3 protein-coding genes are annotated in these 25,081 nt (G+C 65.5%); all 3 read left to right on the top strand.

Annotation, left to right across the window (positions count from 1 at the left end):
* Nucleotides 1–64: 64 nt before the first annotated feature.
* Nucleotides 65–6,589 carry a non-ribosomal peptide synthetase gene (locus FQ668_RS20055; RefSeq protein WP_019437867.1) on the top strand — a complete coding sequence of 2,175 codons (6,525 nt, stop codon included), beginning with the start codon at nucleotides 65–67 and terminating at the stop codon, nucleotides 6,587–6,589.
* A gap of 1 nt (nucleotide 6,590) precedes the next feature.
* Nucleotides 6,591–14,477, top strand: coding sequence for a non-ribosomal peptide synthetase (locus FQ668_RS20050; protein ID WP_144180600.1), 7,887 nt, complete (start codon nucleotides 6,591–6,593; stop codon nucleotides 14,475–14,477).
* Between the two features lie 160 nt (nucleotides 14,478–14,637).
* Nucleotides 14,638–25,050, top strand: coding sequence for a non-ribosomal peptide synthetase (locus tag FQ668_RS20045; RefSeq protein WP_144180598.1), 10,413 nt, complete (start codon nucleotides 14,638–14,640; stop codon nucleotides 25,048–25,050).
* Nucleotides 25,051–25,081: the final 31 nt, after the last annotated feature.

Raw genomic sequence — 25,081 nt, 5'->3', positions numbered from 1 at the left:
CGCTCGTTCTACTGGAAACGCTTTGGCCGCACGGCCGAGCCGCAGATCAGTAAGGACCCCGAGCATGAACGCCCAAGACTCACTCAAACTGGCTCGACGCTTCATCGAGCTGCCCGCTGCCAAGCGACGGTTGTTTCTGGATGCCATGCGCGGGGAGGGCGTCGATTTCGCGCTGTTGCCGATCGCGCCTGGGGTCGAGGTTGCCGCCCGTGACGCGCTGTCATATGCCCAGCAGCGCATGTGGTTCGCCTGGCGGCTCGATGCCAAGAGTGCTGCCTATAACCTGCCCATGGCAGTCAAGCTCAAGGGGCCGATAGCGCCTGAGGCCTTGCAGCAGGCGCTGGACACCCTGGTGGCGCGACATGAATCGCTGCGCACGGTGTTTCCCGAGGTTGACGACCAGCCACGCCAATGCGTGCAGGCGCAGGCGTCGATCAGGGGCGAGCTGTTGGACCTTTCCCACCTGCAGGGCGAGGCCCAGGCGCAGCAGGTCGAGGCCGTATGTGCTGCAGAGTCGGCGGCACCCTTCGACTTGGCCGCTGGTCCGCTGATGCGGGTGCGCTTGCTGCGCACCTCGGCCACCGAGCACCTGTTGCTGATCACTCTGCACCATATCATCGCCGACGGTTGGTCGCTGGGTATCCTGATCGACGAACTGGTTCGGCTTTACGATGCCGCCGTGGCCGGCCAAGCGTCAGCACTTGCGCCGCTGGCCATCCAGTATCGCGATTTCGCCCTGTGGCAGCGCAGCTGGCTGGAAGCCGGCGAGCAGGCGCGCCAGCTGGAGTACTGGTTGGATCATCTGGGCAACGACCACCCCGTGTTGCAATTGCCGAGCGATCACCTGCGTCCGGCGCTGCCCAGCCACCGTGGCGAACGCCTGGAACTGCAAATCGATGCAGCGTTGGCCCAGCGCCTGCAGGTCCTGGCCAGGCGGCACAACGTCACGCTGTTCGTGGTGCTGCTGGCCGCGTTCAAGGCCTTGTTGTACCGCTACAGCGGCCAGTCGCGGGTGCGCGTCGGTGTGCCGATCGCCAACCGCAACCGCAGTGAAGTGGAGGGGCTGATCGGTTGCTTCATCAATACCCAGGTGCTGCAGACCGACATCGACCCGACTCAGGGTGGTGCGCACCTGCTGAGCCAGGTCAAAGCCTGTGCGACGCAGGCGCAATCGCACCAGGACGTGCCGTTCGACAAGCTGGTGGAAGCGCTGGGCCTGGAACGCACCGGGGGCGTGAGCCCGCTGTTCCAGGTGCTTTTCAACCATCAGTCGATGGTTACCGACGTCGCCACTGTGCGCACCGCCTCGGGCCTTGAGCTGGAAAAACTCGAGCTGCGCAAGAGCACTGCACGCTTTGACCTTACCCTGGACACCGTGGAGGTTGCCGGGCAGCTTCGCGCCGCTTTCACCTTTGCCCTCGACCTGTTCGAGCGCGACACCGTCGAAGCCATGGGGCGTGATTGGCTGAGCCTGCTGGCCGCCCTCAGCCGCGATGACGTTGCTGCGCTGGGCGACTGGCCGCTGGCGGGCGCACCCGTTGCCGCACCGCAGGTGCTGCCTTATGCCGGCCCGTTGCTGCACCAGCGCGTGGCGGCCTTTGCCAAGGCGCAGCCGCAGCGCATCGCCGTTGTCAGTGCCGATGGCTCGCTCAGTTACGGCGAGCTCGACGCGCGCGCCGACCAGCTGTGTGCCCAGCTGCAAGCGCACGGTGTGGTCGCCGATCAGCCGGTGGGCCTGATCGCCGAGCGCTCGGTGAACCTGTTGGTTGGTCTGCTGGCGATTTTCAAGGCCGGGGGGGCGTATGTGCCGCTGGAGCCGGGTCAGCCGCAGCAGCGAATGGCATTCATGCTGCGTGACGCACAGATCAAGGTCTTGCTCAGGGCCGAGGACGAGCCTGGCCCGGCCATCGGGGGCGTACAGTGCCTGGCGCTGAACGCGGCAGGTGGCGAGGCAGGGGTGCCCGTGGCGGTTCACTCCGGCAACCTGGCTTATGTGATCTACACCTCGGGCACCACCGGTATGCCCAAGGGGGTCGCGGTGTCTCATGGGGCGCTGGCCAATTACCTTGAAGGCTTGTCCGAGCGGATTGCCCTTGGCGATCTGGAACACTTCGCCATGGTCTCCACGCCTGCCGCCGACCTTGGGCATACCATGCTGTTTGGCGCGCTCTGGGCCGGCAAGACGGTACATCTGCTGCAGCGCGAGGCGGTGCTCGATGCCGACGGTTTCGCCGCCTACCTGTCGGCAAACCACGTCGATGCGCTGAAAATCGTGCCTTCGCACCTGGGTGCGCTGCTCGATGCCTGCGCCGATGCCAGCGTGCTGCCGCAGCGTTGCCTGGTGCTTGGCGGCGAGGCCTGCCCGCCGGCACTGCTGGCGCGTATCGGCGCCTTGCGCCCGGGCCTGAAGGTCTTGAACCATTACGGGCCGACCGAAACCACGGTGGGCGTGCTCACCGCCGAACTGGTGGCTGGCGAGGTAACGCACCTGGGCAGCCCGTTGCGCAATAGCCGAGTGCAGGTGCTCGACGCCACGCTGCAGGCGGTGCCCGGTATGGCCAAAGGCGAGCTGTGCATCGCCGGGGCCGGCCTGGCCCGTGGTTACCTCGCACGCCCTGGGTTGACCGCTGAGCGTTTCGTGCCTGATGCCCACGGCGAGCCTGGGGCGCGCCTGTACCGCACCGGCGATGTGGTGCAGCGTGATCGCCAAGGCCGCCTGTTGTACCTGGGGCGCGTCGATCACCAGCTGAAGATTCGCGGCTACCGCGTCGAGCCGGGGGAGATCGAGGCGTGCCTGCAAGGCCTGCCGGATGTGGACAAGGCGGTGGTGCGTGCCACCGGCCAGGATGGCAGTTTGCAACTGCTCGCCTACCTGGTGGCGCCGCGGCTGCTGGCCCGCGAGCGTGATGCCGAGGCGGCACAGGAGGCCGTGCAGCAAGCGCTGAAGTTGCACGTGCAGGCGCACATGGTGCCAGCCCGCGTGTTGTTCCTCGACAGCCTGCCATTGACTGCCAACGGCAAGGTCGACCTGGCCAAATTGCCGCTGCCGGACCAACAACACCCGGCGGCCAGCCACACACCGGCTCAGACGCCACTGCAGATCGACCTGGCCAACCTTTGGCAGGAAGTGCTGGGCTGTCCGCAGGTCGGCTTGGACGACAACTTCTTTGCCCTGGGTGGGCACTCACTCATGGCCACCCAGATCATCTCGCGCGCACGCCGACAACTGGGCCTGGATATCCCGTTGCGCCTGCTATTCGATACGGCTGACCTGCGCAGCTTCAGCCACGGGGTCAGCCAGCTGGGCGAGGTGGCCGATGCACCGATCCAGGTGCTCGACCGCCAGGCTTGGTTGCCGGTGTCCCATGCCCAGTACCGCCAGTGGCTGTTCTGGAAAATCCATCCGCACAGCTCGGCCTACCACACGCCGATGGCCGTGCGCATCACCGGCGCCCTGGACCGTGAAGCGCTGGCCCAAGCGTTTTCGGCGCTGGTTTCACGGCATGAATCGTTGCGTACCTGTTTCGAAGAGCAGCAAGGTGTGCCTGGCTTGCGCGTCCACGCCAATCTCGCGGTCACCCTGGAGCAGCAGCAGGCGCAAGCCTTTGACCCCGCGCAACTGTTGCAGCAGTTGCAGGCCGACATCCAGCAGCCATTCGACCTTGCCAACGGGCCGCTGATTCGCATGAAGCTGTATCAGTGTGGCGAGCAGGAGCACCTACTGCTCGTGACCCTGCACCACATCGTCTCCGACGGCTGGTCGATGGGCGTGATGGTGCGCGAGTGCATTGCCGTCTACAACCACCATGCCGCAGGGGCAGCGCAGCCTGATTTCGCGCCTTTGCCGGTGCAATACGCCGACTATGCCAGCTGGCAACGCGAGCGCCTGAGCGAAGGCCAGATGCAAGCCCAGCTCGGTTACTGGCAGGCGCACCTGGAAGATGATTTCGCAGTGCTGCAGTTACCTGCCGACCGCCCACGGCCCGAGCTGCAAAGCTATCGGGGCGGACGTCTGGACGTGCGCCTGCCCGCGCAGTTGACGGCGGACCTGCGGCGCCTGGCAGTGCGCTGCAACGCCACGCTGTTCCACGTCTTCCTAGCCTCGTTCGGCCTGCTGCTGGCGCGCTACAGCGGCAAGGAGAAGATCAATATCGGCGTGCCCATGACCAACCGCAATCGCCTGGAGCTCGAAGGGTTGATCGGGTTCTTCGTCAACACCGTGGTGCTGCGGCTGGGTGTGGACTACAGCGTCAGTTTCGAGCAGTTGCTGGCCCATACCAAAGAAATCAGCCTGCAGGCCCAGGCCAACAAGGACCTGCCATTCGACGCGCTGGTCGAGGCGCTGCAGCCAGAGCGCGGCATGGGTTACAACCCGTTGTTCCAGGTGATGTACAACCACTTGCGCGATCTGGGTGAGCAGGTGACCGGGCAAAGCTTGAATGGCCTGCAGGTAGAGGAGGTGGACCTTGACGAAGGCACCGCGCAGTTCGATCTCTCGCTCGACACCGTGGAGCGCTCCGACGGCGTGTTGGCGACCTTCACCTATGCCGTCGACCTGTTCGACCCCTCACGCATCGGGCGTATGGCCACGCACTGGCTGAACCTGCTGCAAGCGCTGTGTGCCCAGCCGCACGCCTGCGTCGATTGCCTGGCCCTGGCCACGGCCGACGAGCGCCGTCTGGTCGAGAGGGACTGGTGCCAGGGGCCTGCAGAGCAATTGAGCGATACCGCCGTGGCCCGCCAGTTCGAAGCGCAAGTGCTGCGCGCACCGGATGCCGTGGCAGTCATCCATGAAGGCCAGGCCTGGAGCTATGCCGAACTCAACCGGCGCGCCAACCGCCTGGCCCATCGCCTGCAAGCGCTCGGCGCCGGGCCTGAGGTGCTGATCGGTGTGGCCCTGGAGCGTGGCCTGGGGATGGTCGCGGGCTTGCTGGCGATCCTCAAGGTGGGCGCCGCTTATGTGCCGCTGGACCCTGACTACCCGGCCGAACGCCTGGCCTACATGATCGAGGACAGCGGCCTGGCCTTGCTGCTGACCCAGGCCAGCCTGAGTGAGCAGCTGGCAGTGCCTGCCTGCGTCACGCAGGTGTGCCTCGACGCGCTGCTCGAAGACGGTGACGCTTCCAACCCGCAGGTCGCCATCGACCCTGCCACGCTGGCCTACGTCATGTACACCTCGGGCTCCACCGGGCGGCCCAAGGGTGTGGCGATCACCCAGGGCGCACTGAGCCAGCATGCCCAGGTGTCGCTGGGCTTCTTCAACCTCAAGCCCAGCGATCGCATCCTGCAGTTCGCCACCTTCAACTTCGACGGCTTCGTCGAGCAGCTGTACCCGGCGCTGATCTGCGGCGCTTCGGTGGTGGTCCGCGGGCCGGAGTTGTGGGGCAGCGAGCGGTTCTACCGCGAACTGATCAGCAATGACATCAGCGTGGTAGATGTGACCACAGCCTATTGGTTCATGCTGGCCAAGGACTTTGCCGAGCACGGTCCTCGCGACTACGGCCGCCTGCACCAGTTTCACGCCGGCGGCGAAGCCATGCCGCCGGAGGGCTTGCTCGCCTGGCAGGCGGCGGGCCTTAGCCATGTAACGCTGCTCAATACCTACGGCCCGACTGAGGCGACCGTCACGGTTACCGCCCACGACTGCGCGCCCTACCTAGGCGCCACGGCGCAGGCGCTGCCACCGGTGATGCCGATCGGCCGGGTGCTTGCCGGGCGCAGCATCCACGTGCTGGATAACAGTGGCGGTGCGGTGCTCAATGGCGCGATCGGCGAGCTGATGATCGGCGGCGAACTGCTCGCCAGGGGCTACCACCAGCGCCCTGGCCTGACCGCCGAGCGCTTCATCCCCGACCCGTTCGGCGCCCCCGGCAGCCGCCTCTATCGCTCCGGCGACCTGGCGCGCTACCTCGCCGATGGGCAGATCGAATATGCCGGGCGCATCGACCATCAGGTGAAGATTCGCGGCTTCCGCATCGAGCTGGGAGAAGTCGGCGCGCGCCTGCTGGAGCACGCCAGCGTACGTGATGCCCTGGTCATCGACGTCGATGGGCCGCTGGGCAAGCAACTGGTCGGCTACCTGGTGCCTGCGGTGGCAGACGTCGCCCAGGCCAGCGTGCAAACGCAACAGGACCTTCTGGCGCAGTTGCGCGCCGACCTTCGCAGCCGCCTGCCGGACTACATGGTGCCTGCCCACCTCATGTGGTTGCCCGAACTGCCCCTGAGCCCGAACGGCAAGCTGGACCGCAAGGCCCTGCCGCAACCCGATCTGGCCCAGCTTCAGGTGCGCTATGTGCCGCCGTACAGCGATACCGAATGCAAGGTCGCAGCGATCTGGGCCGATGTCCTGCGCATCGAGCAGGTCGGGCTGGACGACAACTTCTTTGAACTGGGTGGTCACTCGCTGCTGGCGGCCCAGGCCCTCTCACGTATCAACAGCCAACTGGGCATCGATATGCCGATCCGTCTCATCTTCGAAACACCGGTTCTGCGGGCCTTTGCCCAGGCGCTGGAAGGCGCGGGCCAGGCCCTGACCGAAGAAGGCCTCGCCGATATCGAACAACTGATGAATGAATTGACTGAGGCTTGAAATGGACAAGACAACCGCAGAACGCATCGCCAGACGTTTCGTAGCAATGCCGCTGGAGCAGCGCCGCCAGGTGGTCGAAAAGATGAGCGCCGGCGGCCAGAGCTTCCGCCTGCTGCCAATTGTCGCCAGCCGTCATGACGTGGCGCGTATCCCCCTGTCCTATGCCCAGCAGCGGCTGATGTTTCTCTGGCAACTGGAACCGACCAGTGCGTTCTATAACGTACCGATGGCGGTGACGCTCAGGGGCGAGATCGATGTCGGTGCCATGGCCCGTGCCCTGGAGCTGCTGGTGCAACGCCACGAGACCCTGCGAACTCGGCTGGTCATGGACGAAGGGGAGTGCTATCAGCAGGTGCTGGAGCAGTCGCCGGTGGTCCTGGAGTGCGTCGAGGTCCAGGCGCACGACCTCGATGGCGCAGTGCGCGACGAACTGCGTCGCCCCTTCGACCTGTTCGCAGACCCGTTGCTGCGGGTCAAGCTGCTGCGTGTGGGTGCTACCGAACACGTGCTCACGGTGTGCATGCACCACATCATCAGTGATGGCTGGTCGAGCGAGCTGATGGTGCAGACTTTCGTGTCGTTCTATGACGCACTGGTGGCCGGGCAGGCACCGAACCCTGAAGCGCTGCCGATCCAGTACGCCGACTACGCCATCTGGCAACGCGCCTGGCTGGAAGCCGGTGAGGGCGAGCGGCAATTGCGTTACTGGCAGAGCCAGCTGGGCGATGAACAGCCGTTGCTCGACCTGCCGCTGGACTACCCACGCCCTGCGCAGCCCAGCTACCAGGGCGCGGTGGTGCGCGCCGACCTGCCGCCCGCGCTGTCCAGCGCGTTGCGCAGCCTGGCCCAGGCCAATGGCCAGACCTTGTTCATGGTGCTGCTCGGCGCCCTGGCCGTGGTGCTGTCGCGCCACAGTGGCCAGCACGACATCCGCATAGGCGTGCCCAATGCCGGGCGCAACCGCAAGGACCTCGAAGGGCTGATCGGTTTCTTCATCAATACCCAGGTCATGCGCGTGCAGGTGGATGAACAGGCCACCTTCAGCGAGCTGTTCGCCCAGGTCCGCCAGGTGGTGGCCGACGCCCAGTCGCATCAGGAGTTGCCGTTTGAGCAACTGGTCGATGCGCTGGCCCCAGAGCGCAACCTCAGCCATAACCCGCTGTTCCAGTTCAAGCTCAACCAGAACGTCGCGGGTGAAGCTGCCGGCGGCGAGCAGCGCAAGACCCTCAGCGGTCTGCAGGTCGAGGAGTACCCGTTGAGCGGCGCCGATGCGCGTTTCGACCTGGCCTTCGACTTCACCGATGGCGCCGACGGTATCCAGGCGTACTTCACCTATGCCACCGACCTGTTCAAGGCCAGCACCGTCGAGCGCCTGGTGACGGCCCTGCACACGTTGTTGCAGGACATGGTCGCGGCACCAGCCAGCCGGCTGCTGGACTGTGTCGGTGATGCCGATGCGGTTTTGCACGGTGAGGCCGCGACCTTCCCTTGCACGGACTTTCTCAGCCTGTTCCGCCGGGCGCTGGCCAATGCCGGCGAGCGCCCGGCGCTGCGTGCGGGCGGCGAGCAGTTGAGCTATGCCCAGCTCGATCAGCGTTCGAACCAGCTGGCGCATCACCTGCTGGCACTGGGCGTCAAGCCCGGCGAAGTGGTTGCCTTGTGCCAAGAGCGCTCCATCGAATGGGTAACCGGCCTGCTGGCAGTGCTCAAGGTGGGGGCGGCCTTTCTGCCATTGGACAGCGCCCAGCCGGTCGAGCGCTTGGCTCAACTGGTGACGGACAGTCAGGCCGTGCTGATGGTGCACGACCCCAAGCTTGCCCTCGATGGTTTCGCCGCGTGCCCGGTATTGCCTTTCGATGCTGCCGCCTGGCGACAGTGCCCGACGACGCCGCTGGCCATCGAGGTCTGCGCCGCCCAACCGGCCTATGTCATCTACACTTCCGGCTCCACCGGCCAGCCCAAGGGCGTGGTCGTTGCCCACGGCATGCTGGCCAACTACGTGCAGGGCATCCTGCAGCGCCTGCAGTTGCCAGCCGACGCCAGCATGGCGATGGTCTCGACCGTGGCGGCGGACCTGGGGCACACCGTGCTGTTCGGCGCGCTGGCATCCGGCCGTCTGCTGCACCTGATGTCGCGTGAGCATGCCTTCGATCCGGACGCCTTCGCCAGCTACATGGCGGAGCATCAGGTCGACGTACTGAAGATCGTCCCCAGCCACCTGCAAGCCTTGCTCCAGGCCAGCGATGCGGCCAGCGTGCTGCCGCGCAAGCTGTTGATCGTCGGCGGTGAAGCGAGCCCGGGGTCGCTGGTGGAAAAGGTCCGCCAGCTCAAGCCGCTGTGCCGCATGGTCAACCACTACGGCCCTACCGAAACCACGGTGGGCATTCTCAGCCATGAAGTTGGCGCGAGCGAACCGGACCTGCGCTGCGTGCCGGTCGGGCAACCCTTGGCCAACAGTCATGTGTACCTGCTCGACAGTGGCCTGAACCCGGTGGGCGAGCGGGTTGCCGGTGAACTGTACTTGGGCGGACAGGGGGTTGCTCAAGGCTACCTCGGCCGCCCCGGCATGACCGCCGAGCGCTTTGTGCCGGACCCACACGGCGATGGCAGGCGGGTCTACCGTACCGGCGACCGGGCTCGCTTGGCGCAAGGCCAGGTGGAATTCCTTGGCCGCGCCGATGATCAAGTTAAGATCCGTGGTTACCGCGTCGAACCGGGCGAAGTCGGTGAAGTGCTGCGCGGGCTGGAGGGTGTGCTCGAAGGCGTGGTCCTGCCGCTGGCACTGGAGAGTGACCCTGCACGCCTGCAGCTTGTGGGCTATTGCGTGACCGCACCCGACGTGGCGGCCAGCGCATTGCTGACGCAACTGCAGGCCCAGCTGCCGGACTATATGGTGCCGGCCCACCTGGTGTTGCTCGAACAGCTGCCGCTGACCGCGAACGGCAAGCTCGACAAGCGTGCCTTGCCCAAGCCCGAAGTGGCCGGCAAGGCTTACGTAGCCCCAGTAGGTGAGGTCGAGGAAAAGCTGGCGGCGATCTGGGCCGATGTGCTCAAGCTGGAGCAGGTCGGTAGCACCGATAACTTCTTCGAGCTCGGTGGCGACTCTATCCTCAGTTTGCAGATCATCGCCCGCGCCAAGCGCCAGGGCATCAAGCTGACCCCCAAGCAACTGTTCGAAAAACAGACCGTCGCGGCCTTGGCCCAGGTGGCCAAGGTCATCCAGGACAAGCCGCAAGCCGCTGTGGTTCAGCCCGAGGCAGACGGCCCGCTGCCGTTGCTGCCGATCCAGGCGCGCTTCTTCGACACCGCCATCGCCCAGCGCCACCACTGGAACCAGTCGGTGCTGCTCAAGCCGCTGCAAACATTGCAGGCGCAGGCATTGGACAAGGCGCTGCTGGCGCTGGTCAATGAACATGAGGCGCTGCGCCTGGCGTTCACTGAGCACGCCGGAAAATGGCATGCTGCACCGCGCACGACACCGGTGCAGGCCCTCCTGCAGATAGTCACTCTGGACAGTTTGGCAGCGCTCGAAACCGCCGCCAACGAGGTGCAGGCCAGCCTTGACCTGGCCCGTGGCGAGCTGTTCAGGGCGACATTGTTCGAACTTGCCGATGGTCAGCAACGGCTGTTGCTGGCGGTGCATCACCTGGTGGTCGATGGGGTGTCTTGGCGCATCCTGTTTGAAGACCTGCAGACGGCCTACCAGCAGGCTCGCCTAGGGCAGGCGGTGAGCCTGCCGTCCAGGTCGGCACCCCTGCGCCAATGGGCGCGACAGCTTGATGACTATGCGCGCAGCGAAAAACTGCAGGCTGAACGTGATTACTGGCTGCAGGCTGCGCAGCAGCCCGCTGGCGAGCTGCCTTGCGATAACCCGCAAGGCGAATGCAACCTGCGCCAGGCGGCGCATGCCAGCACCCGCCTGGACAAAGCCCTGACCCACAAGCTGCTCAAGGTCGCGCCAGCAGCGTATCGCACCCAGGTCAACGACCTGCTGTTGACGGCGTTGGCCCGCGCCTTGTGTGACTGGAGCGGCCAACCGTCGGTGAATATCCAGCTCGAAGGCCACGGCCGCGAGGACCTGTTCGACGACCTCGACCTGAGCCGCACCGTTGGCTGGTTCACCAGTCTGTTCCCGGTGCAACTGGCACCGCTGCCAAGCGTGGCGGCCAGCATCAAACACATCAAGCAGCAGTTGGCCGAGGTCCCGGCCAAAGGTATCGGTTACGGCGTGCTGCGTTACCTGGGCGAAGCCGCGTTCGCCCAGCGCCTGGCTGCGTTGCCGCAGCCACGGGTGACCTTCAACTACCTCGGCCAGTTCGATGGCAGCTTCAGCGAGCAGGGCGGTGCGCTGTTCGTGCCCGCCAACGAGAGTGCCGGCCGTAGCCAGGGCGAGGATTCGCCGTTGGGTAACTGGTTGAGCATCAATGGCCAAGTGTACGACGGTGAGCTGCGCCTGGACTGGACCTACAGCCGCGACATGTTCCAGGAGGCGACCATCGAGCAACTCGCCAGCCGGTATCAGCAGGCGTTGCGCGAGGTCATCGAGCACTGCGTGGAACCTGAGGCGCAAGGCATTACGCCAAGCGACTTCCCACTGGCCGGGCTGAGCCAGCAGCAACTGGATCGCCTGCCGGTGGCCGCGCGCGATATCGAAGACATCTATCCGTTGTCGCCGATGCAGGAAGGGCTGCTGATGCACACCCTGCTCGAACCGGGTTCGGGCATCTATCTGATGCAGTATTGCTACCGCGTCGACCACGCCATTGATGTCGGCGCGTTCAGCGAAGCCTGGAAAGCGGTAATTGCGCGCCATGACGTGCTGCGCACCTCGTTTTGCTGGGACCTGGGTGAGCGCATGGTGCAGATCGTCCATCGCCGCACCGAGCCGGCATTGCGCCTGCTGGACTGGCGTCACCTGGCTGAAGATCAGTACGAACAGGCCCTTCAGGCCGAACTGGAAGCGGAGCTGCGCCAGGGCTTCGATATGGCCAAGGAAGTGCCGTTCCGCCTGCGCCTGATCCTGCTGGATGCCGACCAGTTCGGCTTCGTCTTCAGCAACCACCATGTGCTGCTCGATGCCTGGTGTCGGATGGGCGTGGTCGATGAGTTCTTCAAGGTCTACCAGAGCCTGACCACCGGTGTGCCGGTACAACTGCCGACGCCGCCGCGCTACCGCGACTTCATCGCCTTGCTGCAGCGATGGGACCGTGAGGCTTCGCGTGATTTCTGGCGCAATGAGCTGCAAGGTTTCGAGCGGCCGACCGCGCTGCCGTTCGACCGCAGCGCCAGCGCCGAGCACAACCATGCAGCAGTGGCCGATGAGCTGGTGTACCTGACCCGCGAGCAAAGCGCGCAGGTGGCGCAGCGCGCCCAGGCGGCACAGTTGACGGTCAACACCCTGGTGCAAGGCGCCTGGGCACTGTTACTGCAACGCTACAGCGGCGACCGTGACGTGGTGTTCGGGGTGACCGTGGCCGGTCGGCCGGTGGAATTCCCCGAGATGCAGGCCACCGTCGGGCTGTTCATCAACAGCATCCCGCTGCGGGTCCGGTTGCCGGGCGCCGAAGCCGGCGTCACGGCCAAGGCGTGGCTCAAGTCACTGCTTGACCACAACCTCAACCTGCGCGAGCACGAGCACTTGCCTTTGGTGGATATCCAGGCGTTCAGCGAGGTCGGTAGCGGTCAGGCCCTGTTCGACAGCCTGTTCGTGTTCGAGAACGCGCCCGTGGAGTCCAGCGTGGGCGCCCAGGCTTCGACCATGAAGGTCAAGGCCGGGAGTTCGCGCACGCACACCAACTACCCGCTCACCGTGGTGGTGTACCCGGGTGAGGTGCTGGGCCTGCACCTGTCGTATGACCAACGCCTGTTCGACAGCGCGACCATCAGCGTGCTGCTGGCTGACTTCCAGGCTTTGTTGCTGGCCTTGAGCGAGCAGTTGGACGCGGACTTCCATACTGTGGCCGCCGCCCTTCCTGGCAGTGCCCCGGAGGTGCCGACAGCGCTGCCCGAGGCCTACGAGCAGGGCTATGCGCGGCTGTTCGACGCCACTGTGCAGCGTGCCGGGCAACTGCCTGCGGCCGCTTGCCAGGGCCGTGAATGGAGCTACGCCGAGCTGGATCAACGGGCGCGACGCCTGGCGGGTGTACTGCAGGGCAATGGTGTGAGCGTCGACCACCTGGTCGCTGTGCTCGGTGAGCGTGACCTGTCGTTGCTGGGGATGGTGGTCGGGGTGTTCCAGGCGGGTGCCGGTTATCTCTCGCTGGATCCGTCCTTGCCGGTGGCGCGCCTGGCCGATGTGCTGCGCTTGAGCCAGGCGCGGGTGCTGGTGTGCGACGAGCATTGCCTGGGCTTGGCCCAAGCGATGCTCGAAGGCTTCCAAGCGCCGCCGACCTTGTTGGTCTGGGAGCAGGTGCAGGCAAACGCCGTGCCGGCACAGATGCTGCACCTGCCCATCAATGCCGCCAAGCTGCTGGCCTACGTGATCTTCACTTCCGGTTCGACCGGTGTGCCTAAAGGCGTCATGGTCGAACAGGCCGGCATGCTCAACAACCAGCTGAGCAAACTACCGTACTTGGGCCTGCGGGGCAGCGACGTGATCGCCCAGACGGCCTCGCAGAGCTTTGATATCAGCGTCTGGCAATTGCTGACGGCGGCCCTGTGTGGTTGCCGCGTGGAGATCTTCCCCGACGCCGTGGCGCAGGATCCGCAGGCGCTGCTGCAACAGGTCGAGGCCACGGGCGTGACCATCCTCGAATGCGTACCGGCGATGATCCAGGCCATGCTGGAACTGCCAGCCCGGCAATTGCCACGCCTGCGTTACCTGCTCACCACCGGCGAAGCCATGTCACCGGCACTGGCCCGCCGCTGGCGCGAGCGCTACCCGCAGGTCGAACTGGTCAACGCCTACGGCCCGGCGGAGTGTTCCGACGACGTGGCGCTGTACCGGGTGCGTGATGACGCACGCTCAGTGCACCTGCCGATCGGTACCGCGACCGAGCACAACCGCCTGCATGTGCTCAACGACCTGCTCGAACCGATGCCGGCCCGGGCCACCGGCGAGTTGCATGTGGCCGGCGTAGGTGTCGGGCGCGGTTACCTTGGGGATCCGGTGCGCACGGCATTGAGCTTTGTCCCCGATCCGTTCGCCAGCCGCCCGGGTGAGCGCCTGTACCGCAGTGGCGACCTGGCGCACGTGTGCGCCGATGGGCAGACCCTGGAGTATGTGGGGCGCGCCGACTTCCAGGTGAAGATCCGCGGCTACCGCATAGAACTGGGCGAAATCGAATCGCGCCTGCTGGCCCATGAAGGCGTGCACAGCGCCGTGGTGGTGGATGCGCAGGTGGCCGGTGGCAAGCAGTTGGTGGCCTATTGGGTCGCCCGCGATGCCTCGGTCGCCGCAGCCGAGATGCGCAGCGTGCTGGCCGACTATCTGCGTGCCAGCCTTCCGGGCTACATGGTGCCGGCACTGTGGGTGAGGCTCGACAGCCTGCCGCTGACTGCCAATGGCAAGCTCGACCGCAAAGCACTACCGGCACCGGACGCGAGCACCGCTCAGCAGCGCTACCAGGCACCGGAAACGTCGTTGCAGCAGCAATTGGCGCAGGTCTGGAGCGACGTGCTGGGCGTCGAGCGCATCAGTCTGGGCGATGACTTCTTCGAGCTGGGTGGGCACTCGCTGCTGGTGGTGCAGGTGGTGGCGCGGGTGGGCCGCGAACTGGGCATCGAAGTCAGCCTGCGATCGTTGTTCGAGCACCCGACCCTGGGAGCGTTCAGCGAGGCCGTCGCAGCGTTGCAAGGGCAGGGCGCGTCGATTCAGGACGAGTTGGCTAAATCCTTGGCCGCCTTGAAACGTCTTACTGCAGAGGAGATCGACGAGTTGACCCAGTAGCGCTCTGCGGGCCCGGCATGACCGGGCCCGGCTCGTCAACTTCAGTACACCCAGAGCCGGCAGCCGTCCGGCTCTTTCATTTGTTCGGCAGCATCATGAGCCTGTCGCGGGCTGGCACGTTCCGCAGGCAAAGACCGGTGCCCTGGTAGGAGATGTTCAAGTGCAAGCATTGCTCGATTCCGTGGAGTCACTGTCGTCCCGGGAGCGCAAGGCCCTGGCCGCCTTGCTCAAGCAGCAGGGTGTCAACTTCTACGGGGTGACGCGCATCTTCGCCCGCGACCCGGCCGACCCGACCCCGGTGTCTTACGCCCAGGAGCGGCAGTGGTTTCTCTGGCAGTTGGACCCCGCCAGCGGTGCCTACAACATCGGTGCGGCGCTGCAGCTGCAGGGGCGGCTGGATATCGAGGCCTTGCGCGGTGCCTGCCAGGCGCTGATGCAGCGCCACGAAGTGCTGCGTACCACGTTGCGCCAAGACAGCGACCGCGTGGTGCAGATCATCCACCCGCAGATGCCGTTCGAGTTGCTCATAGAGCCGCTCAGCGGCATGAGCGCGACCAGCGACGCCTTGCGCGAGCACGTCGAGGCGTGCATCGCCAAACCGTTCGATCTTGAACAGGGGCCGCTTTTGCGGCTGAACCTGCTGCCGCTTGGCGAAGACGACCACGTGCTGGTGTTGACCGTGCACCATATTGCCGCTGACGGCTGGTCGATGCCGATCTTGATCAACGATTTGGTACAGTACTACGAAAGCCTCAGCCAGGGGCAGGCACCGAATCTGCCGGCCCTGCCGGTGCAATACGCCGACTATGCCATCTGGCAGCGCAACTGGATGGAAGCGGGTGAGCAGGCGCGGCAGCTGGCTTACTGGAAGGACACCCTCGGCGGGGAGCAACCGGTGCTCAGCCTGCCGACCAATCGCCCCCGGCCGGTGGCGCCCAGCGGGCGCGGTGCGCGGGTGGGCATCGAGATCGATGCCGTGTTGCTGCATTCGCTCAAGGCGTTGGCCAATGCCCAGGGTGTAACCTTGTTCATGCTGTTGCTGGCATCGTTCCAGACCTTGCTGCACCGCTACAGCGGCCAACCCCAGGTGCGCGTGGGCGTACCGATCGCCAACCGTAACCGCAGTGAAGTGCAAGGTTTGATCGGTTTCTTCGTCAACACCCAGGTACTCAAGGCCGACTTCGCGCTGCACAGCCGCTTCATCGATGTGCTGCAACAGGTCAAGGAAACCGCGTTGCAGGCTCAGGCGCACCAGGACTTACCGTTCGAACAACTGGTGGAGGCGCTGCAACCGGAGCGCAGCATGAGCCACAGTCCGCTGTTCCAGGTGATGTTCAACCACCAGGCGCAAGCTGCCAACAACGCCCATGCCCAGCTCAGTGGCTTGCAGGTGCGTGGGCTGGAGTGGGACAGCCGCACCACTCAGTTCGACCTGACTTTGGACACCCGTGAGCACGCCGATGGACTGTTCGCGTCATTGACCTATGCCACTGACCTCTTCGATGTCTCGCGCATCGAACAGATGGCGCGGCACTGGCGTAACCTGCTGATTCAGGCCTGCCAGGACCCGCGCAAGCGTGTGCTTGAGCTGGCGTTGCTGGAGCACGACGAGCGCGAGCGCATTCTCGGCCAGTGGAATCAGACGCAGATGGCCTATCCCACCAAGCTCGGCGTCTATCGCCTGTTCGAACAGCAGGTGTGTCGCACGCCCGATGCCGTGGCGCTGCGTTTTGGTGAGCAGACCTTGAGCTACACCGAACTCAACCGCCAGGCCAACCAGTTGGCCCACGCCCTGCGCGAGCGTGGCGTCGGCCCTGAAGTGCTGGTGGGTGTGGCGATGCCGCGCGGGCCCCGCATGCTGGTGGGCCTGCTGGCGATCTTCAAGGCAGGGGGCGCTTACGTGCCGCTCGACCCGGACTACCCGGCCGAGCGCCTGGCCTACATGATCGAGGACAGCGGCCTGGCGTTGCTGCTGACCGAGCAGGCTGTGCTGGAGAGGCTGCAGGTGCCGGCCACGGTCGCCAGCCTGTGCCTGGACACTGATACCGCGTGCTACGCCTCGGCTGCCGCAGAAGACTTGCCGCTTGACGTCGATGCCGATCATCCCGCCTATGTCATCTACACCTCAGGTTCCACCGGCAGGCCCAAAGGCGTCACGGTGCGCCACGGTGCCCTGGTCAACTTCCTCACCAGCATGGCCGGCCAACCGGGTATCGCGGCCAGCGACCGGGTACTGGCGCTGACCTCTCTGTCCTTCGATATCGCCGGCCTGGAGCTGTACCTTCCGTTGCTGCATGGGGCCAGCGTGGTGCTGCTGGCCGACCAGCAGAACAAAGACCCCTTCGCCTTGCTGCGGGTGATCGAGCAACAGGCGGTGAGCGTGATCCAGGCGACACCCTCGACCTGGCGCATGCTGCTGGACAATGCCCCGCCCCAGGCCCTGCGTGGCAAGCGGGTGATCAGCGGCGGCGAGGCCTTGAGCAGCGAGCTGGCCCAGCGCCTGATCGACCAGGCAGGGCATGTTTGGAACCTCTACGGACCGACCGAAACCACCATCTGGTCGGGTATCGAAAAGGTCACCGACAGCCGCCAGGTGTGGTTGGGCAAGCCGATCGGCAATACCACTTTCCACGTCCTCGACGCCCAGTTCGACGCGGTGCCGGTGGGCGTGAGCGGCGAACTGTTCATTGGCGGCGATGGCCTGGCGCGCGGTTACCTGAAGCGCCCAGGGCTGACCGCCGAGCGCTTCATCCCCAACCCGCACGGCCACGGCCGGCTGTATCGCACCGGCGACCTGGTGCGATACCGCGACGATGGCGTGCTGGAGTACATGGGGCGCATCGACCACCAGTTGAAGATTCGCGGTTTCCGCATCGAGTTGGGCGAGATCGAGGCCAACCTGCAGGGCTTCGGTGCGGTGCGCGAAGTGGCCGTGATCGACGTCGACGGGCCGCTGGGCAAGCAGCTGGCAGGCTATATCGTGCCGTACGATGCCAGCCTGCTGCAGGCTGATGCTGAGGTTCAGGAAACCCTGCGCCAGGCACTCAAGGCCCACGCATTGAAGTCGATGCCGGACTACATGGTGCCGACCCACCTGGTGTTCATTCCACGCATGCCGCTGACCCCCAACGGCAAGCTCGACCGCAAGGCGCTGCCGGCGCCTGACCTTGCCGCCGCCCAGCGCCAGTACCAGGCGCCGAGCAGCCCACTGCAGCAAGCGCTGGCGGCGATCTGGGCCGATGTGCTGAAGGTCGGGCAGGTTGGCTTGAGCGACAGCTTCTTCGAACTGGGTGGCCATTCCTTGCTGGCGTCGCAGATGATAGGCCGCGTGCGCCAGCAACTGGCGCTGGAAGTGCCGCTGCGCAGTGTCTTCGAGGCCCAGGACCTGGCGGGCTTCGCCGAGCGGGTGGCGGCTGCCACGACGGGTGCGCAGCTGCCGGCCATCGCTGTGGTGCCACGGGGAGAGCCCCTGGCGCTGTCGTATGCCCAGCAACGTCAATGGGTACTGTGGCAACTGGAGCCGCACAGCGCCGCCTACAACATCGCGTCGGCCCTGCATTTGCGCGGGGCGCTGGATGTGGCGGCGCTGCAGCAGGCCTTCCAGGCCTTGGTGGCACGCCACGAAAGCCTGCGCACCACCTTCGTCCAGGTCGACGGCGAAGCGCGCCAGGTGATTCACGCCCCCGAGGCGCAGGGTGCATGCCTGCGCCAGGCGGATGTCGATGCTGTCGAATTGCAGGCCACGGTCGAGCAGTTGGCCCGTGAACCCTTCGACCTGGTCAACGGCCCAATGATACGCGTTGACCTTTTGCGCCTTGAGGCCCAGGCGCATGTACTGGTGATGAACCTGCACCACATCATCACCGATGGCTGGTCGATGGCGGTGCTGGTCAACGAGCTCGTGGCGCTGTACCAGGGCTATCGTCATGGGCAGGCCGTCGAACTGCCCGCGCTGGCGGTGCAATACGCCGACTACGCGGCTTGGCAGCGCCAATGGCTGGAGGCGGGCGAGCAAGCGCGGCAGCTGGCCTACTGGGAAGCACAGTTGGGCGGTGAACAGCCGGTGCTGGAATTGCCGACCGACTACCCGCGCCCGGCGCAGCCAAGCCGCGCTGGCGGCCAGTTGAGCCTGGCGCTGGATGCGCCGCTGGTGCAGGCACTCAGGCGGCAGGCCCAGGCCCAGGGCGTCACCCTGTTCATGTTGCTGCTGGCCAGCTTCCAGACCCTGCTGCATCGTTACTCGACTCAGCCTGACATCCGCGTGGGCGTGCCGGTGGCCAATCGCACGCGCGGCGAAACCGAAGGGGTGGTGGGTTTCTTCGTCAATACCCAGGTGCACAAGGCCGAGTTTCACCTGCGCCTGCGTTTCGTCGAGCTGCTGCGCCAGGTGCGCCAGACCGCGCTGGATGCCCAGGCCCATCAGGACCTGCCGTTCGAGCAGTTGGTCGCCGCCTTGAAACCGGACCGCAGCCTCAACCAAAACCCGCTGTTCCAGGTGATGTTCAACCACCAGGCCGAGGCCAAAGGCGGGCCACGGGAAGTGCCTGGGCTGCAGATCGAGGCCGTCGACTGGCAGGTGCACAGCACCCAGTTCGACCTGGCGCTGGATACCGCCGAGCGCGCTGACGGCATGACGGCAGCCTTTACCTTCGCCACCGAACTGTACGACCGCCAGACCATCGAGCAAATGGCCCGGCACTGGCGCAATCTGCTCCAGGCCATCAGTCGCGACGCCAACCAAGTGGTCGCGCAACTGCCGATGCTGGATGATCTCGAGCAGCAGTGCATGCTGCATGACTGGAACGCGACCGCAGTAGCCTACCCGCAGGCGCGCCTGGTGCATCAATTGTTCGAGGATCAGGCCCAGCGTCATCCGCAGGCGCCGGCGTTGATTTTCGCCGATGCCACCCTTAGCTACGCCGAACTGGATCAGCGTGCCAACCGCCTGGCGAACAAACTGCGTGAGCAGGGTGTCGGCCCGGAAGTGCTGGTCGGCGTGGCGGTGGAAAGAAGCCTGGAACTGGTGATAGGCCTGATGGCCGTGCTCAAGGCCGGGGGCGCCTATGTGCCGCTGGACCCGGATTACCCGAGCGACCGCCTGGCCTACATGATCGAGGACAGCGGCATCGGCCTGCTGCTCAGCCAACAAGCATTGGCCGAGCGCCTGCCGGTGCCGGCAGCGGTACGTATCCTGTGCCTGGACCAGGGCGCGCAGTGGCTGGCCGGCTATGCGGACACCGCCCCTGAGGTGGACGTTCACCTCGCCAACCTGGCCTATGTGATCTACACCTCCGGTTCCACCGGGCGGCCCAAGGGCGCGGGCAACACCCACGAGGCGCTGCTCAACCGGCTGCAGTGGATGCAAGGCGCCTATGGCCTGGATGCCAGCGACACGGTGCTGCAGAAAACCCCGTTCAGCTTCGATGTGTCGGTGTGGGAGTTCTTCTGGCCGCTGATGACCGGCGCGCGCCTGGCCGTGGCCTTGCCCGGCGATCACCGCGACCCGCAGCGCCTGTGCCAGACCATCATCGACCACCAGGTCAGCACCCTGCACTTCGTGCCTTCGATGCTGCAGGCCTTCATGGCCAGCGCCGAGGTCGAGCAGTGCCGCAGCGTCCGCCGCGTGGTGTGCAGTGGCGAAGCGCTGCCGGCCGTATTGGCCCAACAGTGCCGCGAGCGCCTGCCTCATGCCGGGTTGTACAACCTGTACGGTCCGACCGAGGCCGCCATCGACGTGACCCACTGGACCTGCGGCGACAAGCAGGGCTTCAGCGTGCCGATCGGCCAACCGATCGACAACCTGCGCACGCACATCCTCGAACCCGACCTGCTGCCCGCTGCGCGTGGCGTCAATGGGGAGCTGTACCTGGCCGGCATTGGCCTGGCGCGGGGCTACCACGGTCGCCCGGCACTGACGGCTGAACGCTTCGTGCCCGATCCGTTCGATGAGCAGGGCGGTCGTCTGTACCGCACTGGCGACCTGGCGCGCTATCGCCCGAACGGTGTGATTGACTACGCCGGGCGTATCGACCACCAGGTAAAAATTCGCGGCCTGCGTATCGAGCTGGGTGAGATCGAAGCACGACTGGCCGAGCACGCCCAAGTGCGCGAGGCAGTGGTGCTGGCCCAGGACGGCCCGAGCGGCAAGCAACTGGTGGGCTATGTGGTGCCAATGGCTGCCGAGCAGGCCGAGCCGGGCAGCGAGGCGGGCCAGCAACTGCGTGAGCAACTGGCGCATTTCCTCGGTCAGGGCTTGCCCGATTACATGGTGCCGGCGCACCTGATGCTGCTCGCCAACTTGCCGGTCACCGCCAACGGCAAGTTGGCGCGCAACCTCTTGCCGGCACCGGATTTCAACGCCGCCAGGCAGGTGTATGTCGCTCCGCGCACGGTGCTGGAGCAGCAACTGGCGTCGATCTGGGAGACGGTGCTGAACCTGCCCCAAGTCGGTATGCAGGACAACTTCTTTGCCCTGGGAGGCGATTCGATCATCGCCATCCAGGTGGTCAGCCAGGCCCGGCAACTGGGGCTGGACATTGCCCCGCGCGACCTGTTTCTGTTGCAGACCATTGAGCAGCTGGCGGATCGAGTAGGCCAATGGCAGATCGTCGAGCAGCCGTCGGTTGCCCTGCACAGCCTGACTGAGCAACAGGTGCAGGCATTGCCCCTGGAGCATGCTGGGGTCGATGGCCTTTACAGCCTGTCGCCCATGCAGCAGGGCATGCTGTTCCTGAGCCTCAACGGCCGCCCTGAAGACCAGCTGTACATCAACCAGTTGAGCGTACCGGTACAGGGCCTGGTGGCCGAGCGCCTGCGCCAAGCCTGGGAAACGGTAGTAGCGCGCCACGACGTATTGCGCACCGGCTTCCTCTGGCAAGACCTGGATGAGCCATTGCAGTACGTGATGGGGCAGGTGCCACTGCCATTGCGTGAGCTGGACTGGCGCGGTCGTGGCGATTGCGTGCAGGCGCTGGAGGCGCTGGCCAATGAAGAGCGTGAACGCGGCTTCGACCTGGCCAGGCCGCCGCTGCAGCGCATGCTGCTGGTGCGCCTGGACGAGCAGCGCCATCAACTGATCTGGACCTACCACCATATCTTGCTTGATGGCTGGAGTACGTCGCAGTTGATGGGCGAAGTCCTGGCCTGCTATTCGGGGCAGACGCTCGATAGCGTGGTGCCTTACCGCGACTACATCGGCTGGCTGCGCCAGCAGGATCCGCGCCACAGCGAAACGTTCTGGAAGCAGCAGCTGGCCAGCCTGCAGGAGCCGACCTACCTGGCCGATGCCTTCGCCAGCGGCGAGCGCGGCAGCGGCCACCAGGCCTTCTACAGCCGTTTCAGTGTCGCGCAGACCGAGACGTTCAAGGCCTTCGCACAATCCCAGCGCATCACCCTCAACACCTTGGTGCAGGGCGCCTGGTTGTTGCTGCTCAGCCGTTACAGCGGCCAGCGCAGTGTCAGCTTTGGCGCCACGGTGGCGGGGCGCCCGGCCGCCCTGCCGGGTGTGCAGAGCATGCTGGGCCTGTTCATCAACACCCTGCCGGTGATTCATGAGGTCGACCCGCAGGCGCAGGTCGGGCAGTGGCTGCAGCAGTTGCAGCGCATCAACCTGGAGCTGCGTGACCACGAGTACACCGCACTGGGCGAAATCCAGCGCTGGGCCGGGCGCAGTGGCCAACCACTGTTCGACAGCATCATCGTGTTCGAGAACCAGCCTCTGGACCGCACCCTGCGCGAGTGGAAGGACGACAGCCTGCAATTCGGCGATGTCGGTGGCTCCGGCCTGACCGACTTCCCGATGGACCTGATGGTCATCGTCGAAGACCAGTTAATCATCGAGTACATGTACCTGCGCCAGTGCTTCAGCGAGGAAGCGGTGGCGGGCATCCGCGCCAACATGGAGGCGCTGCTGCAGGCGCTGTCGCTGGACGGCCAGGCGCGCCTGGGCAACCTCGGGCTGCTGCCCGGCGCGCCCCTGCGTGCGCTGACGCCTCCAGCGCAACAGGCGCCGCTGCTGGTCCACGAGCGCATCGCGCAATGGGCGCGGCAGCAAGGTGATGCCGTGGCGGTCAAGGTCGATGGGCAAACCCTGAGCTTCGCCGAACTCGACCGCGCCGCCAATTGCTTGGCACATGCTCTGATTGCCGAAGGCGTGGGTCCTGAAGTGCGGGTGGGCGTCGCCTTGCAACGTACCCCACAGATGATCGTCGCCCTGCTGGCGGTGCTCAAGGCTGGCGCAGCCTATGTGCCGATCGACACGGCGTATCCCGCCGAGCGCCTGAGTTACCTGATGGAAGACTCCGGCGTCGCGCTGCTGGTGTCGCAGACCGCGGCCCTGGCGGGCCTGCCGAAATTGGCCAACGTGCATGCCTTGAACCTGGACAGTTTCGACCCCGCGCAGTGGCCAGGCCATGCGCCCCAGGTAACGCTGCAGGGTGAGAACCTGGCCTACGTCATCTACACCTCCGGCTCCACCGGCAAGCCCAAAGGCGTGGTGGTCAGCCATGACGCGCTGGCGATGCACTGCCAGGCCATTGGTGAGCGCTATGAGATGACCCCCGCCGACTGCGAACTGTTGTTCATGTCGTTTGCCTTTGACGGCGCCCACGAGCGTTGGCTCACCGCATTGACCCACGGCGGCAGTGTGCTGCTGCGCGGCGATGAGCTGTGGACCCCGGAGCAGACCTGCCAGGCACTGCATCGCCATGGCGTGAGCGTCGCAGCGTTCCCGCCGGTGTACTTGCAGCAATTGATCGAGCAGGTGCGCGAGCACGGCAACCCACCGCCGATGCGCATCTATTGCTTCGGCGGTGATGCGGTGCCGCAGGCCAGCTATGAACAGGCGCATGCCTACTTGCAGCCGCAGTACATCATCAATGGCTATGGGCCGACCGAAACCGTGGTTACCCCGATGATCTGGAAAGCCGCGCCACAGCAGCCTTGCGGCGCGGTCTATGCGCCAATAGGTACGTTGGTTGGGCAGCGTAGCGCCTATGTCATGGACGTTGACCTGAACCCACTGCCGCCCGGTGTGGCGGGAGAACTCTACCTGGGCGGTACCGGCGTGGCCCGCGGCTACCTGAACCGCCCGGGGCTGACCGCCGAACGCTTTGTCGCCGACCTAGGCAACCCGGGTGGGCGCCTGTACCGCACCGGTGACCTGGTGCGCCAGCGGGAGGACGGCACCTTCGATTACCTCGGGCGCCTGGACAATCAGGTCAAGGTTCGCGGTTTCCGCATCGAACTGGGCGAAATCGAGGCGCGCCTGGCCGACATGGAGCCGGTACGCCAGGCGGCGGTGGTGGTGCGCGACGGCCCCAGCGGCAAACAGCTGTTCGGCTATGTGACCCTGGCCCAGGGACACGCTCAAGGCATTGCCGAGCAATTGCGCGAACGGCTCAAGCAGGAACTGCCCGAGTACATGGTGCCGGCGCAGCTGATGGTTTTGGAGCGGATGCCGCTTAGCCCCAACGGCAAGCTCGATCGCAACGCGCTGCCTGCGATGCAGGCGTTGCGTGAACATGTGGCACCGCGCAACGAACTGGAGCTGGCCATCGCGCGCATCTGGCAGGATGTGCTCAAGGTTGAGCAGGTCGGTATCACCGACAACTTCTTCGAGCTGGGCGGCGATTCGATCCTCAGCATGCAGGTGGTGGCCAAGGCCCGTGGGCTGAAAAAAATCGGCTTTACCCTGCGCCTGCGTGACCTGATCCAGAAGTCGACCATCGCCGAGCTGACCGCCGTGGCGGGCAAGCACAGCCCGCTGTTGTCGCTCAACGCCCCTGTGGCTGGCCAGGCACCGTTGTTCTGCGTGCATGCCGGGTTTGGCACGGTGTTCGATTACGAACCGCTGGCCAGGCGCTTGAATGGACGCTGCCAGGTCATCGGCATCCAGGCGCGGCAGCTGCTCGACGGTGCCTGGCAGGCAGCGTCGCTGCAGAGCATGGCCAGCGACTATGTTGCCTGCCTTCGTGAACAGCAGCCGCATGGCCCGTACCGCTTGCTGGGCTGGTCGCTCGGCGGCACCTTGGCGGCACTGATGGCGGCGGTGCTGGAAGGGCAGGGCGAGCGCGTGGAGTTGCTCGCGCTGCTGGACAGCTTTGTGCCCAGCACGCAAACCCACCTGCAAGTCGATCATTGGCTGGACGATTTGAACGAGCTGTTGCAGGCCACCGTACCCTCGGCGCAGCCCGTGCAGCGTGATGTGGCGCTGCCGGAAGGCGAGGGCAGTGCGCGGGCGCTGATCACGCAGGCACTGGGCAACAGGCAGGGGGCGACGGGGTTGGGCGTCGATGAACTGACCCAGGTGTTCATCACTGCGCGCAGCCTCAAGCGCCTGTCGCGTGAGCTGCACACGTGCCAGCCCGTGCAGGTGGTACCGCACAGTTGGTGGGTAGCGGGCCGTGACGATGAGCGCGAAGCCTTGGCCGGGCAGCTTGGCCAGGCTCTGGACACTGCGCAGCTTCTGGCCTGTGGGCACTTCCAGGTGCCGCATGAGGCCACCCTGCTCGACGACGTACAAGCGCTGCTCGAACCCAACCTCACGCACGCCTGCGTCATTGAACTTTCATGAGCTTTCGGGGCCGCCAGCGCGGCCCCTCTGG

It is taken from the genome of Pseudomonas sp. Kh14, assembly GCF_900291005.1.
Taxonomy (GTDB): Bacteria; Pseudomonadota; Gammaproteobacteria; order Pseudomonadales; family Pseudomonadaceae; genus Aquipseudomonas; species Aquipseudomonas alloputida.
This window is presented reverse-complemented; position numbering and strand designations above follow the sequence as displayed.

Bases quoted from the DNA above. Each gene is read 5' to 3' on its own strand.
- FQ668_RS20055 (WP_019437867.1), top strand. From the start codon at position 65: ATGAACGCCCAAGACTCACTCAAACTGGCTCGACGCTTCATCGAGCTG.
- FQ668_RS20050 (WP_144180600.1), top strand. From the start codon at position 6,591: ATGGACAAGACAACCGCAGAACGCATCGCCAGACGTTTCGTAGCAATG.